We start from the raw sequence: 14,156 nt of genomic DNA, 5'->3' as shown, positions 1-14,156 counted from the left end.
CGGATAAGGTGGTGCCATGACTTTGGCAGCGCACAGCACCCCCTCAGGACAGAATTCCGGCACGAACAAGACGGCCGTGGTGACCGGTGCAAGCACCGGCATCGGTGAAGCCACCGTCAGGGCCCTGGCCTCCACGGGCTGGACGGTTTTCGCCGTGGCGCGCAGGGCCGACAGGCTCGAGGCCCTGGGTGCTGAAACCGGCGCTGTGCCGTTCCCGGCTGACATCACCAATGACGACGACGTCGCAGCCTTGCTGGAGGCCGTCACCACGGCCGGAGGTGCGGACACCCTCATCAACATCGCTGGTGGTGCACGCGGCGCGGACACCATCGCCAACGCCGATACGGAGGATTGGGAGTGGATGTACCAGGTCAACGTTTTGGGGACCATGAAGATCACCCGGGCGTTCCTGCCCATGTTGCGGGACAACGGCGAAGGTACGGTCCTGAACCTGACCTCCACTGCCGGGCTGTCTGCGTACGAGGGCGGTGGCGGCTACAACGCCGCCAAGTTTGCCCAGCACGCCATGACCAACGCATTGCGCCTGGAAGAGGTGGGCAACAACATCCGGGTGATCGAGGTGGCTCCAGGGCTGGTTTATACGGAGGAATTCGCACTGAACCGGCTGGGCGACAGAGACGCGGCCGCCAAGGTGTATGCCGGTGTGGACAAGCCGCTGACGGCCGGGGACGTGGCAGGCGTCGTGGCGTACTCAGTGTCGTTGCCGCACCACATCAACCTTGACCAGATCGTGATCCGTCCTGTTGCCCAGGCTGCCAATCACAAGCTGATCCGCAAGGAAAGTTAACCGGCAGGAATGCTGAGCGTTGCCATTATGGCGGCGTGGTCGGTGCCCGGAACGTGGAGGACCGCGTAGCCGCTGTTGCTGATCCGGGGTGAGGTGACCATGTGGTCGATGACGATGCCCGGCAGCGGCTGCCCCTCCATGGGCCATGTGGGCGAGAGCCGCCCACCGGAAGCTGTTCCGACGTCGACGAGCTTCGTGCCCGTCTGCTGACCTCCCAAGGCATCGTCGAGCAACGAACGGAACTCGGCGTGATCGTACGTTGAGTTGTAGTCACCCACCAACAGATGATTCCCGGGCCGGGAAGCCTGGCGGGCCAACTTGTCCAGATCACTGCGCCACTGCCCGATCCGCTCATCCACCGGCGGAAGGGTATGGACGTTGGTGAGGTTCAGCGCCGCCATCGAACCAGCGCTGGAATCCGTGACCTGGACCCGGGTCACGTCCATCCGGAACGGGGTGTCAGGCAGCAGCCCCACGGCCTCCAGCGGGAACACGGAGTACACCGCGCCCCCGGACGCGTCGTCGTTGGGGTGGCTGAGGAGATGTGGCAGTACAACCTCCAGGCCCGCTGCGCCCAGGGCGTCTTCAAGCCGTTGGGTGTGCTCCTGGATCGTCAGCAACTGGACACCATTCTCGCGGACCAGCCTCACGATGGCCGCCGCGTCCGCCTCGCCATACTCGGAGTTGAGGCTCATCACCTTCAGCGAAGCCGTGCCCGTCCCGGCTGGCAGTGCGACCGCTTTTCCGTTGTCCAGCGGGAACAGCCAGAACAGCTGCACCGCCAACAGCGCAGCCGTGGCGATGATGACCAACCACCGCCGCCCCACCACAGCAAGCACCAGGGCAAGCGCCGCGGGCAGCACCATCCACGGTGTGAAGGACAGCAACTGCACCACAAGGAGGGGCCATTCGGCAGGAATGGCACGGAAGATTGACAGCCCCGCCACCGGCAGCGATACCACCAGCGCCAGAACCGACCAGGCGATGGATGCGGACCGCCGGGGACGGCGGGTTTCCGGAACTGCAGGAGCGGGAAGCGTCATGGGGATGAGTCTATGTATCAGCGGCGCCCCCGGACTCCATCCTTGGGATGAACTCCGGGTAGAGGGAGGCACCACGCTGCCGCTAGACTTGGGGGACCAGCTTTGACCCGGCCATCACCGGTGAGCTTCCGGAAGAACAGCGCTGACCATCTGCAAAGGGGGCAGGCGCCCAGTAGAGCCGGACGGGTAAGCCCGTCACAGCAGTAATGAGAGGCCGGTGCCGGCAGCTATCCCTTACCCAGGGATGCCAAGGTTTCGGTAAGTGAGGTGGTACCGCGGTACCGGTGTAGCTGTGACTAACAACAGCAAACACCGACGCCGTCCTCGCATCCTGACAGTCAACCAGCTATCACAGGATATGAGATGACCCACTACCCCAAGGCCTCAGCGTCTTCGTCCGGCACGCATGGCGTGTCCGCTTCCGTGAAGTTCCCGGAGATCGAAGAACGCGTCCTCAAATACTGGGACGAAGACGGCACCTTCCAAGCCAGCATCGACCAACGTGATGCGGGTAAGGACGGCAGCAACGAGTTCGTCTTCTACGATGGCCCTCCCTTCGCCAACGGACTCCCGCACTACGGTCACCTCCTGACCGGCTACGCCAAGGACCTCGTAGGCCGCTACCAGACCCAGCGCGGCAAGCGGGTGGAGCGCCGCTTTGGCTGGGACACCCACGGACTACCCGCAGAGCTCGAAGCCATGAAGCAACTGGGCATGACGGACAAGACCCAGATCGAAGCCATGGGCATCGATAAATTCAACGACGCCTGCCGCGCCTCCGTGATGAAGTACGCCAACGAGTGGAAGGCCTACGTCACCCGCCAGGCCCGCTGGGTGGACTTCGACAACGACTACAAGACCCTCAACGTCGAATACATGGAGTCGGTGCTTTGGGCCTTCAAGCAGCTCCATGAAAAGGGCCTGACCTACAACGGTTACCGTGTCCTGCCCTACTGCTGGAAGGACGAGACACCCCTGTCCAACCACGAACTCCGCATGGACGACGACGTCTACAAGAACCGCCAGGACCAGACGGTCACGGTCACGTTCCCCATCAAGGCAGGCGACACCGGTCTCTCCAAGGACCTGGCAGGTGTGCAGGCCATCGCCTGGACCACCACGCCCTGGACGCTGCCCACCAACCTGGCGCTCGCCGTCGGGCCTGACATCTCTTACGCCGTTCTGCCCGCAGGACCCAACGGCGTGAAGGCGGCCTCCGCTGAAGCGCCGGTTACCGGCAGCTTCCTGCTCGCTGCTGACCTGGTGGGGTCCTATGCCAAGGATCTGGGGTACGGTGATGGTGCCGACGGCGTCGCTGCCGCAACTGCCGCCGTTGTCTCCACCCACACAGGCGCCGAGTTGGCAGGCCTTGAGTACGAGCCGCTGTGGTACGACTTTGCCGATGCTGAGAAGTACGGGACGCAGAATGCCTGGCGTTTCCTGGTGGCCGACTACGTCACCACCACCGACGGTACGGGCATCGTCCACCAGGCTCCGGCCTACGGTGAGGATGACCAGAAAGTCTGTGAAGACGCAGGCATCCCCGTGGTCCTCTCCGTAGACGAAGGAGCCAGGTTCCTGCCGCTGTTTGCCCACGGCGAGCTGGCATCCATCGTTGGCCTGCAGGTTTTCGATGCCAACAAGCCCATCACCCAGGTGCTCCGCGCCGACGGCCGCCTTGTTCGCCAGGCAAGCTACGAGCACAGCTATCCGCACTGCTGGCGCTGCCGGAACCCGCTGATCTACCGTGCCGTGTCCTCCTGGTACGTTGAGGTCACCAAATTCAAAGACCGCATGTCCGAGCTGAACCAGGAGATCAACTGGATCCCGGGCAACGTCAAGGACGGCCAGTTCGGCAAGTGGCTGGATAACGCCCGCGACTGGTCCATCAGCCGTAACCGGTATTGGGGTTCGCCCATCCCCGTTTGGCAGTCTGATGACCCTGAGTACCCACGCACCGATGTCTACGGTTCGCTGGAGGACCTGAAGGCCGACTTCGGCCGTCTCCCGGTCAACAACGAAGGCCAGGTGGACCTGCACCGTCCGTTCATCGATGAACTGACACGTCCGAACCCGGACGACCCCACAGGTCGATCCACCATGCGCCGTGTGGAAGACGTGTTGGACGTCTGGTTCGACTCCGGGTCCATGCCCTACGGACAGGTGCACTACCCGTTCCAGAACGAGGAGTGGTTCGACACCCACAACCCTGCGGACTTCATCGTGGAGTACATCGGACAGACGCGCGGCTGGTTCTATATGTTGCACATCCTGTCCACAGCACTGTTTGATCGCCCGGCATTCCGGAACGTGATCAGCCACGGCATCGTGCTGGGCTCCGACGGGCAGAAGATGTCCAAGAGCCTGCGCAACTACCCGGACGTGTCCGAGGTCCTGGACCGCGACGGTTCCGACGCCATGCGCTGGTTCCTCATGTCCAGCCCCATCCTTCGCGGGGGCAACCTTGTGGTTACCGAGCAGGGCATCCGCGACGGCGTCCGTCAGGTCATCCTGCCGCTGTGGAACGTCTATAGCTTCTTCACGCTGTACACCAACGCATCGAACGGCGGTTCCGGTTACGAAGCGAAGCTGCGCTATGAGGGCTACGCCGACACGCTGGACCAGTACCTCCTGGCCAACACCGGGGACCTGGTCCGCAACATCACTGCCAGCCTGGACAGCTACGACATCTCGGGTGCCTGCGATGAACTGCGCAGCTACCTTGACATGCTCACCAACTGGTACGTCCGCCGCAGCCGCCAGCGCTTCTTCGACGAGGATGTTGACGCCTTTGACGCGCTCTACACGGCTTTGGAAGCCGTGTGCCGGGTGTCGGCGTCGTTGTTGCCGCTGGTCTCCGAGGAGATCTGGCGTGGTCTCACAGGTGGCCGTTCCGTGCACCTGGCCTACTGGCCCGACGCGTCCTTGTTCCCTGCCAACGCTGGGCTGGTGGAGGCCATGGACCGCGTGCAGCAGATCTGCTCCACTGGTTCCAGCCTGCGCAAGGGAGCCAACCTGCGCGTCCGCCTGCCGCTGCAGGAACTGACTGTTGTGGCACCTGGTGCAGACGCGCTGGAAGGTTTTGCCGCCGTCGTCGCTGATGAACTGAACCTGCGTTCGGTCCGCCTGCTGGACGCGGCAACTGCCTCGCCTGAGGAATTCGGCATCGAACAGAAGCTTGTGGTCAACGCCCGGGCTGCCGGACCGCGCCTGGGCAAGAACGTCCAACAGGCCATCAAGGGCTCCAAGTCCGGCGATTGGTCTGTCAATGATGCCGGTGTTGTCGTTGCCGGTGGACTGCAGCTCGAGCCGCACGAATACACGCTGGAGACTGTGGTTGCGGAAGCGGCCGACGGCGGCAGCTCGGCAGTAGCGGTGCTTCCTGGCGGTGGATTCGTGGTCCTCAACACCGAGGTCACCCCGGAGCTTGCCGCAGAAGGGCTGGCCCGGGACATGGTCCGCGCCATCCAGCAGGCCCGCAAGGACGCTGGACTCAACGTGAGCGACCGCATCCGCACTTCTGTGGAGGCCGCACAGGACGTCGTAGACGCCCTGGAAGCCAATGCGGAGCTCGTCAAGACCGAAACGCTGACCCTTGAGCTGGAGGTTCTGCTGGCCGGCGTCGACGAACCGCAGGTCACGGTCACCAAGGCAGGAGCCCGACCATGACTGACGAATTCTCGGTAGAGAGCGTCTACGCCGAACTTCTGGGCCGTGCTCCGGAAAACAAGATGGAACCGCGCCTGGCTCCCTTGTTCCGTGCCATGGACGTGCTGGGGGAGCCGAACAAGGCGTACCCGATCATTCACATCACCGGCACCAACGGCAAAACGTCCACGGCCCGCATGATCGAGGCCGGACTGCGTGCCCACGGACTGAGCACGGGCCGCTATACCAGCCCGCACTTGTCAAAGGTCACCGAGCGCATCAGCGTCGACGGCGAGCCTGTGCCGGACGCGACGTTCGTGCGCATCTGGGACGAAATCCGCCCGTACTTGGAAATTGTGGACAGCGAGCTCGAGTCCGACAACGAGCCCCGCCTGACGTACTTTGAGTGCCTGACCATTCTTGGCTTTGCTGTGTTCGCGGACCAGCCGGTGGATGTTGCCGTCATGGAAGTCGGCTTGGGCGGCATCACCGATGCCACCAACGTTGGCGACGGTCAAGTCTCCGTCATCACGCCGATCTCTTTGGATCACACGGATCTCCTGGGCGACACCACGGAGGACATCGCTTATGAGAAGGCCGGCATCATCAAACCAGGCGGGTTCCTGGTCAGCGCCGTTCAGCCGGTGGATGCCGCGCAGGTCCTGTTGGAGAAAGCCCGCGAAGTGGATGTGCCGTTCCGATTCGAGGGCGTTGAATTTGGTGTTGAGTCCCGCGCAGTAGCCGTTGGCGGCCAGGTCCTGACCATCCAAGGCCTTGCCGGCCGATACGAGGACCTTCTGCTTCCGCTCCATGGCGCCCACCAGGCTGAAAATGCTGCTGTGGCCGTTGCTGCCTTGGAAGCATTTTTCGGCGGAGGTGAGAAGGAACTCGATGCAGAGGTGCTTAAGGAGGCGTTCGGCAACGTGACCTCGCCCGGGCGCTTGGAGGTTGTCCGCACGGCGCCTACCGTAGTGGTGGATGCTGCGCACAATCCCGACGGCATCCGCGTCTCGGCCGAGGCCATCCAGGAGGCCTTCAGCTTCAGCAAGCTCGTGGTGGTCGTGGGCGTCTTGCGCGAGAAGGACGCAGAGGAAATCCTGAAGACCCTGAGGGATTCCCTCGGTGGACTTGCCGGGGAATTCTGCTTCACGCAATCCAACTCGGCTCGTGCCGTTCCCGCAGCGGAACTGGCCGAACTCGCCGTCGACCTTGGCTTCGGCGAGGACAACATCCACATTGCGGAGAGGCTCGACGACGCCCTTGAATGGGCCGTGGAGCGTGCGGAATCCAACGACGACCTCGCTGGCGGCGTCCTGGTGACCGGCTCCATCACGGTGGTGGCCGAAGCCAGGATCCTGCTCGGAAAGGCGGGTGCCTGAGCATGGCAAAAATGACCAAGGCGCAGCGTGAATGGCGGCCGGGCATGCCCAAGAAGCGCCGCTCCACCAAAGTGATGTTCGCATCCACCGTGCTCCTCCTCGAAGCCTTCGTCGCGTTCTTCGGCACGCTGGCGGTCTTCGGATTGAGGCGCGGGGAAGTGGCCCCCGGCCTCATCCTGGGCGTGGGCATCGCCCTGAGCGTGGTGCTGGTTCTCGCCTGCGCTGTGCTGTCCAAGCCCTGGGGAATCGCCGTTGGCTGGGCGCTGCAGCTGGTGCTGATCCTGACGGGCTTCGCAGAGCCCACAATGTTCATTGTGGGCATCCTGTTCGCCATCTGCTGGTGGTATGGGATCAGGGCCGGCATGAGGATTGACCGTGAAGCAGCCCAGCGGGACCGTGAGCAGGCTCAATGGGATGCTGCCCACGGTGACGAAGCAGACCCTCAAACCCCGTAAACTGGCTGGGAAAACCACCGACCAACCACATTGGAGCAACTGTGAGCATTGAACGGACCCTCGTCCTGGTCAAGCCCGACGGCGTCGCCCGCAACCTGGGCGGAACCATCCTCGCCCGGATCGAAGCCAAGGGTTACACCCTGGCGGAGCTGAAGAAGGTCAACGCATCCCGCGAGCTGCTGGAGCAGCACTATGAGGAGCACGTGGGCAAGCCGTTCTACGAGCCGTTGGTTGAGTTCATGCTGAGCGGACCGGTCATCGCGGCGGTCTTCGAGGGCCACCGTGTCATTGAAGGCTTCCGCTCGCTGGCTGGAACCACGGATCCCACCACGGCGGCTCCGGGCACCATTCGTGGGGACTTCGGCCGCGACTGGGGCCTGGCAGTCCAGCAGAACCTCGTCCATGGGTCTGATTCCGTTGATTCAGCAGAGCGTGAGATCAAGATCTGGTTCGCAGGCTAGCCACGCCTCGCCGAAACTACAGAAAAGGCCAATGTTCATCACGAACATTGGCCTTTTCTGTCATCTCGCGAAGGGGTTTTCCTAAGCGGAGGACCCCACGAAGATGTGGATGAACGAGAAGAAGATGGTGGCGATGACGGCAACGTACAGGAGCGCCACGATGATCCAGCCGGACTCGCCCAGCAGCTTTGCCAGGGCCGGCGGCGCCTTGATGACTCCGTGGGTGACATTTCGGATGGTTACCCACACAAACAACGGGATCATGGCCGCCCACACCACCATGCAGAACGGGCAGAGCACGTGGATGGCGTAGAGGGCCTGGGACCATAGCCAGATAACGAAAGCGAAGCCAAGGGTAACGCCCGCCTGGAGCCCCAGCCAGTAGCCCCGGGAGAACTTAGCCCCCGCGAGAATGCCCATCGCCGTGGTGATGATGACGGCAAAGGCAACGATGCCGATGAACATGTTGGGGAACCCGAACACGGAACTCTGCGGCGTTTGCATGACCGCGCCGCAGGAAACCCAGGGATTCACATCGCAGACCGTCACGTGATTGGGGTCCTTGAGTACTTCAAGCTTCTCCAGTACCAATGCTCCCGACGCCACCCATCCGATCACGCCGGTGATCAGCAGCAGCAACGCAAAGGGTTTGTCGCGGGCAGTCCGGGGGAGTGTTTCCTGTTGTGGACCTGCCTGCGTGGACAAGTCCTCCACGGCATTGGTGGATTGATTGGCCAGGTTTCCCCTGGCTGTGCTCGGCATCGCGGATCTGGTCCTTTTCAACGTACGGTCCGGCCATGCCGGTATGGGCTCTTGGGAGGATTGTAACTCCGGAGGCTGGGCGGTGACCCCAAGCTTCTGGTTGGCGCCTGCTCCCTGAAGCTGCGACACAGCGGCCTACCGTGGGAAGGTGAACAGGTGTGAGAGAATGAACATGGCCGGAACCCGATCCACATTCGGAATCCGGTCCGGTGACTTTGTTCCCAAGACCGCCAGTATGAGCTGGGCATGCCTGGATCACGTGATCCTTGGTGGGCCCGCCATGACAATGGACGGCACCTGGTTGTGGCAACAGAACAACGGGTTTCAGAACAATGGCGCCGGCTTTCCAGGGCTGCCGCACCCCAATGATGGTGCGAACCGGAAAGCATAAACCGACTTCTGTCAACGCCTGCGGGTTTTGACAATATTTGCCCCACTGGGCGCCGGATGTGGCGGTGTCGCTGGGGCAGGAGTGTTGCCACATATGGATAATGACCAGGTTGTAGCCGTTAATAACGAGGCAGCTCCCGCGGAAACTGCGGAAGTGCCAAAGAAAGCCACCCGGACCCGGCGCAAGGCTGCGCCCAAAGTTGCAGCTGACGCAGAAACGCAGGCCGCAGAAGCGCCTGTCGTTGAATCGACGGAGGCTCCTGAAGCAACGGATGCCCCCGCTGCGCCGGTACGCCGTACCCGTTCGCGCAAGAAGGCAGAATCCGCTGAGCCCCTGCCCGGCTTGGGTGACGACGTCGCTGCCGCGCCGGAAGTGGCCGCAGTGACCCAGCCCGAAGCCATCGCCGTGCCTGCCCCCGAAAAGCCGGTCCGCCGTCGTCGTACTGCCAAGCCCAAGGTTGAAGCGGAGGCACCTGCCGCCGATGCAGCAACCGTTGCTGCGGAAGGCACAGTTGAAGCCACCGTGGAAACCACGACGCCGGACGCCGCCTCCCAGCAAGGGCCGCCTGCTGCTGAAGCAGCTACCGTTGATGCGGCTCCTGTTGAGGCCACCCCGGAAGAAGAGGAAGCCGCTGCAGGCTCCGGTTCGCTCTTCATGGAGCCCGTTTCCATCACGTCCATGATTTTCCAGGCTCCGGACCTCACCACTGTTCCCCGCGTCGCCGCGGTGGAGGAGAAGGAAGAGGAGCCCGAGGAAGAGGCCGAGGCCGGTGCCGAGGATGAACTGGAAGATGCCGGCAGTCGTCGCCGCCGTCGGAGCCGTGGCCGCCGCGGCCGTCGCGGAACCGAACGCGAAGAGAATGAAGCCGGAGAGGGCACCGAGTCCGAGGACGAGGAAACTCCCGCTGCCGAAGCCTCCGACGAAGGGGTGACCTCGCGCCGCCGCCGTCGCCGCCGCCGTGGCGACCAGGACCTTGAACTGACCGGCGGCTCGGACGACGACCCGCCCAACACAGTCACCCGCGTCCGTGCTCCCCGCCCGATCACGGAAACGGCCCCCTCCAATCGCGTTACCAGCGTCAAGGGCTCCACCAGGCTTGAAGCCAAAAAGCAGCGCCGCCGCGAATCCCGCGAAACCGGTCGCCGCCGCCAGGTCATCACCGAGGCCGAATTCCTGGCCCGCCGCGAATCAGTGGACCGCCAGATGATTGTCCGCCAGCGTGACGACAGAATTCAGATCGGCGTCCTGGAAGACGGCGTGCTGGCTGAGCACTTTGTCTCCAAGACCCAGCAGGACTCCCTGATCGGCAACGTCTACCTGGGCAAGGTCCAGAACGTCCTGCCGTCAATGGAAGCTGCCTTCGTGGACATCGGACGCGGACGCAACGCCGTGTTGTACGCCGGAGAAGTCAACTGGGACGCGGTCAACCTCGAGGGCCAGCCGCGCCGGATCGAGAACGCGCTGAAGTCCGGCGATTCCGTCCTGGTGCAGGTCACCAAGGACCCTGTAGGCCACAAGGGTGCCCGCCTCACCAGCCAGATCTCCCTGCCCGGCCGCTACTTGGTATACGTGCCCGGTGGTTCCATGACCGGCATTTCCCGCAAGCTGCCCGACGTTGAGCGCAACCGCCTCAAGCGCATCCTGAAGGACCGTTTGCCGGAAAACGCAGGCGTCATTGTCCGCACGGCTGCTGAAGGTGCGTCGGAAGAAGAACTGACGCACGACATCAACCGCCTGCGCGCCCAGTGGGAAGGCATCGAAGGTCAGGCCTCCTCCACCAAGGTCCTGGCTCCGGAACTGCTCTACGGCGAGCCGGACCTGACCATCAAGGTGGTCCGTGACGTCTTCAACGAGGACTTCTCCAAACTGATCGTTTCCGGCGACGACGCCTGGGACACCATCGAGGCCTACGTGACCTACGTTGCCCCCGACCTTGTGGGCCGCCTTGAGAAGTGGACCAAGGACCAGGACATCTTCGGTGCCTGGCGCATTGACGAGCAGATCCACAAGGCACTGGAACGCAAGGTCTTCCTGCCGTCCGGTGGCTCGTTGGTCATCGACCGCACCGAAGCCATGACCGTGGTGGACGTCAACACAGGTAAGTTCACCGGCAGCGGTGGAAACCTTGAGGAAACCGTCACTAAGAACAACCTCGAAGCTGCTGAGGAAGTTGTTCGCCAGCTTCGCCTGCGTGACATCGGCGGCATCATTGTCATCGACTTCATCGACATGGTCCTTGAGTCCAACCGCGACCTCGTCCTCCGCCGCATGGTTGAGTGCCTTGGCCGCGACCGCACCAAGCACCAAGTGGCCGAAGTGACGTCACTGGGCCTTGTCCAGATGACCCGTAAACGCATGGGTACCGGCCTCCTGGAGGTCTTCGGTGAGCAGTGCGAGCACTGTGCCGGCCGCGGCGTGGTCACCCACGACGAGCCCGTGGAGCACCGCCGTGCCAACGTTGTGGCTGCCGAGCACCACCGCCCGCACACTGAGACGCAGCAACCTGCTGCCCGAACGGAACGCAAGCGCCGTCGTGGGAAGGGTGGGGGACAGGCTGTCGCCGAGGCTCCCGCGCCGGTCCACACCACTGCTTCCGCTCCTGCTGCACCACCTGCTGCCACCGAGCCGCAGGATCCTGCCAAGCAGGCCAAGGCAGAGGCAACTCGGGCTGCACTGGCAACGATTGCTGCTGCGGCCCACGCTGCCCACTTGCACGATGACGAAGTTCACCGTGCGGAAGAGCAGGCACGGGCCGCCGGCCAGCAGCAGGCAGCTGCTGGGGCTGCAGCACAGGCCGGGGCCGGAGAACAGGCTGCCCCTGAACCAGACCGGGACGCATCGGTTCGGGACGCACGTTCCACTCCGGTTCTGCGATTCGGCGGCGAAGAGGTTGCCCTGCCATTCGGGGAACACCATGAGGAACCTCCGGCCGCCAAGCCGGCCATGAGCCTGGATCTCCTGGCCGAAGCGTTCTCCCACCTTGGTGCGGCACCCGAGGCACGGCCCGAAACCGTGGTTCCTTCCAAGGCAGCCGCTGCACCGGAAGCCGCCGTGGCGCGGCCTGTAGATGAGGGCCCTGAAGCTGCGTCGGCGTCGAAGTCACGCAGTGGGCGCCGCAACCGCAGTGCGAGCCGCGCCCAGGGCGCAGCCAACGAGACCAGCGTTGAGCACCACGAGGTAACAGCTACGGCAGCGCGTGGAACAGCTCACGAGGCCAAAGCACCGGCTGAGCCTGCCAAGAAGGTGGTATCCGAGGAACCCATCATCCTTGGGGTTGGCGTACCTGCTTCGGAGCTCTAGCATCTGATCCGCAAAGGCCCTGCAGTAACCGTCACCGGCGGGTACTGCAGGGCCCTTTGCTGTCCGCGATCAAGGGTCACATCCGGTCTTCTGCGTGGCGCAGTTCCCGAGCCGTGCTGCTTCCCGGCTACGCTGGTGGACTGACACGGGGTGCCGGGCATAGGGCCAGGCTGAGATCCAGACCCGTTGAACCTGTCCGGTTAGCACCGGCGAAGGGATGTCCCCATGACGTCATCGTCGTATTCTCCCGTGTACCCATTGGTATTTTCCGGCCGTGAAACGCCCCGCGTACTGAGCATCGCGGGCTCGGACCCCTCCGGCGGTGCCGGTATCCAGGCAGACCTTAAGAGCATTGCCGCGCTGGGCGGGTACGGCATGGCGGCGATCACCGCGTTGACGGCCCAAAATACGCTGGGTGTCAGCGCCGTCCACGTTCCTCCGGTGGAGTTCCTGCGGCAGCAATTGGAAGCGATCAGCTCGGACATCGCCATCGATGCCGTCAAGATCGGCATGCTGGGTGACGCAGCGGTCATCGATGAGGTCCGCGCCTGGCTCGAGGCGGTGCGTCCCGCCGTCGTGGTCCTTGACCCGGTGATGGTGGCCACCAGCGGTGACCGCCTCCTGCGAGGCTCTGCCGAGCAGGCCCTGGGCGCGCTCCTGCCCTTGGCGGACCTTATTACCCCGAACCTCCCGGAGCTCGCCATGCTGTTGGGGGAGCCTGAAGCTGCTGATTGGGAGTCGGCGTTGAACCAAGGCAAGCGGCTGGCAGCTGAGTGCGGCAACACGGTCCTGGTGAAGGGCGGACATTTGGCAGGGACGGAATGCCCGGACGCGTTGGTCAACACCAGCGGACTCCTGCGCCAGGACGTCATTGAGGTAGCAGGACCCCGCGTGGAAACGAAGAACAGCCACGGCACGGGCTGTTCGTTGTCGTCGGCTCTGGCCACTGTCCAGGCCCGCACGGGCGATTGGGAAACTTCCTTGCGCGAGGTCAAGCCGTGGTTGCTGAAGGCGCTGCTTCATTCGGACAGCCTCGATGTAGGCCAGGGAAGTGGGCCGGTCCACCATTTCCACCACCATAAGAGCCTGAGGCCGGGGGAATTTGCGGCGGCCCTGTGGAAGGAAGCCACTCCGGAGCTCGAGGCAATCTACAGGCTCAGCTTTATTGACGGCCTGCAATCGGGCGACCTCCCGGAAGCAGCGTTCAATTACTACCTTGCCCAGGACGCCATCTACCTCAACGGCTACTCCAGGGTCCTGGCGCGAGCGGGCGCCCTTGCACCCACTGAGGAGGAGCAGCTGTTCTGGGCCAGAGCGTCCCAACAGTGCCTGGAAGTCGAATCGGAACTGCACAGGAATTGGCTCAGCACCCGGGAGGCATCCTCGGTAACCGGGCCCGTCACCAAGTCCTATGTGGACCACTTGCTGGCATCAACGGCCACCGGCAGCTACTCAGTGGTGCTGGCGGCCATCCTGCCGTGCTACTGGCTCTACGCGGAGGTGGGCCAGCAGCTCCATGCATCCTTCGTGGACGCTGGATCCCCGGCAGCGCATCCCTATGCGGACTGGCTCAGGACCTACGCCGATGAAGAGTTTGCTGCAGCCACCAGGAATGCGATCAATTTCACGGACGCTGCTGCAGCGGCAGCTTCCGAGGGGGAGCGGGCAGCCATGGTGGAGGCTTTTGCCCAGTCCTGCCGCTATGAAACTGCGTTCTTTGACGCTCCGCGGCTTTTCGCCTGACGGGCTCTGTCCGGGCTTTTTAGTCCGGGTTGCCGGATCGCCACAGCGCGTCGCGGGTCAAATCACGTTAATCGCCCCAAACCCTGTAGGCTGTATGGGCACGGTGCAGGGAGAGTCCGTTACAACTGGTGACGCAAGTCACGTGGTAGCCTCCGGACCCGGCCTC

The 14,156-nt window shown here is 63.5% G+C and carries 9 protein-coding genes and 1 riboswitch; of the genes, 7 read left to right on the top strand and 2 right to left on the bottom strand.

The genetic code is table 11. The annotated features are described in order from the left end of the window. Positions 1 to 16 precede the first annotated feature (16 nt). Positions 17 to 808 carry an SDR family oxidoreductase gene (locus RQH14_RS09515; protein ID WP_311213022.1) on the top strand — a complete coding sequence of 264 codons (792 nt, stop codon included), beginning with the start codon at positions 17 to 19 and terminating at the stop codon, positions 806 to 808. Here RQH14_RS09515 and RQH14_RS09510 read toward each other — a convergent pair. Beyond that, positions 805 to 1,851, bottom strand: a complete 1,047-nt coding sequence (locus tag RQH14_RS09510) for an endonuclease/exonuclease/phosphatase family protein (protein WP_311213021.1) — start codon at positions 1,849 to 1,851, stop codon at positions 805 to 807. The genes RQH14_RS09515 and RQH14_RS09510 overlap by 4 nt on opposite strands. A gap of 363 nt (positions 1,852 to 2,214) precedes the next feature. Here RQH14_RS09510 and ileS point away from each other — a divergent pair, with 363 nt between their 5' ends. From ileS to ndk, 4 genes are read left to right on the top strand one after another with little or no spacing between them, the layout of a single operon-like run. Then, positions 2,215 to 5,520, top strand: a complete 3,306-nt coding sequence (ileS, locus tag RQH14_RS09505; protein ID WP_311213020.1) for an isoleucine--tRNA ligase — start codon at positions 2,215 to 2,217, stop codon at positions 5,518 to 5,520. Further along, a complete protein-coding gene (locus RQH14_RS09500; RefSeq protein WP_311213019.1) occupies positions 5,517 to 6,878 on the top strand; it encodes a folylpolyglutamate synthase/dihydrofolate synthase family protein in 1,362 nt (453 codons plus the stop codon). Before ileS ends, RQH14_RS09500 begins: the two co-directional genes overlap by 4 nt. A 2-nt stretch (positions 6,879 to 6,880) precedes the next feature. Further along, positions 6,881 to 7,333, top strand: coding sequence for a DUF4233 domain-containing protein (locus RQH14_RS09495; protein WP_311213018.1), 453 nt, complete (start codon positions 6,881 to 6,883; stop codon positions 7,331 to 7,333). 41 nt (positions 7,334 to 7,374) lie between these two features. Beyond that, on the top strand, positions 7,375 to 7,794 hold the full coding sequence (gene ndk / locus RQH14_RS09490) for a nucleoside-diphosphate kinase (protein WP_089595301.1): 420 nt from the start codon (positions 7,375 to 7,377) through the stop codon (positions 7,792 to 7,794). Between the two features lie 81 nt (positions 7,795 to 7,875). Here ndk and RQH14_RS09485 read toward each other — a convergent pair whose 3' ends face one another. Then, complete coding sequence (locus tag RQH14_RS09485; protein WP_311213017.1) at positions 7,876 to 8,556, bottom strand: vitamin K epoxide reductase family protein; 681 nt, start codon at positions 8,554 to 8,556, stop codon at positions 7,876 to 7,878. Between the two features lie 484 nt (positions 8,557 to 9,040). On the opposite strand from RQH14_RS09485, the gene RQH14_RS09480 reads away from it, so the two are divergent. After that, complete coding sequence (locus tag RQH14_RS09480; RefSeq protein WP_311213016.1) at positions 9,041 to 12,247, top strand: Rne/Rng family ribonuclease; 3,207 nt, start codon at positions 9,041 to 9,043, stop codon at positions 12,245 to 12,247. 136 nt (positions 12,248 to 12,383) lie between these two features. Beyond that, positions 12,384 to 12,482: riboswitch (TPP riboswitch) on the top strand. Further along, positions 12,473 to 13,990 carry a bifunctional hydroxymethylpyrimidine kinase/phosphomethylpyrimidine kinase gene (gene thiD, locus RQH14_RS09475; RefSeq protein ID WP_311213015.1) on the top strand — a complete coding sequence of 506 codons (1,518 nt, stop codon included), beginning with the start codon at positions 12,473 to 12,475 and terminating at the stop codon, positions 13,988 to 13,990. It overlaps the preceding riboswitch by 10 nt. Positions 13,991 to 14,156 lie beyond the last annotated feature (166 nt).

The organism is Arthrobacter sp. WCS2018Hpa-7 (assembly GCF_031843805.1).
GTDB lineage: Bacteria > Actinomycetota > Actinomycetes > Actinomycetales > Micrococcaceae > Arthrobacter.
Note: the sequence above shows the minus strand (reverse complement) of the source record. Positions and strands in the feature narration are given on the sequence as shown.

Excerpts from the sequence above, each read along its gene's own strand:
- RQH14_RS09500 (WP_311213019.1), top strand. The coding sequence starts at position 5,517 with ATGACTGACGAATTCTCGGTAGAGAGCGTCTACGCCGAACTTCTGGGC.
- RQH14_RS09495 (WP_311213018.1), top strand. The coding sequence starts at position 6,881 with ATGGCAAAAATGACCAAGGCGCAGCGTGAATGGCGGCCGGGCATGCCC.
- RQH14_RS09510 (WP_311213021.1), bottom strand. The coding sequence starts at position 1,851 with ATGACGCTTCCCGCTCCTGCAGTTCCGGAAACCCGCCGTCCCCGGCGG.
- thiD (WP_311213015.1), top strand. The coding sequence starts at position 12,473 with ATGACGTCATCGTCGTATTCTCCCGTGTACCCATTGGTATTTTCCGGC.
- RQH14_RS09480 (WP_311213016.1), top strand. The coding sequence starts at position 9,041 with ATGGATAATGACCAGGTTGTAGCCGTTAATAACGAGGCAGCTCCCGCG.
- ileS (WP_311213020.1), top strand. The coding sequence starts at position 2,215 with ATGACCCACTACCCCAAGGCCTCAGCGTCTTCGTCCGGCACGCATGGC.
- RQH14_RS09485 (WP_311213017.1), bottom strand. The coding sequence starts at position 8,556 with ATGCCGAGCACAGCCAGGGGAAACCTGGCCAATCAATCCACCAATGCC.
- RQH14_RS09515 (WP_311213022.1), top strand. The coding sequence starts at position 17 with ATGACTTTGGCAGCGCACAGCACCCCCTCAGGACAGAATTCCGGCACG.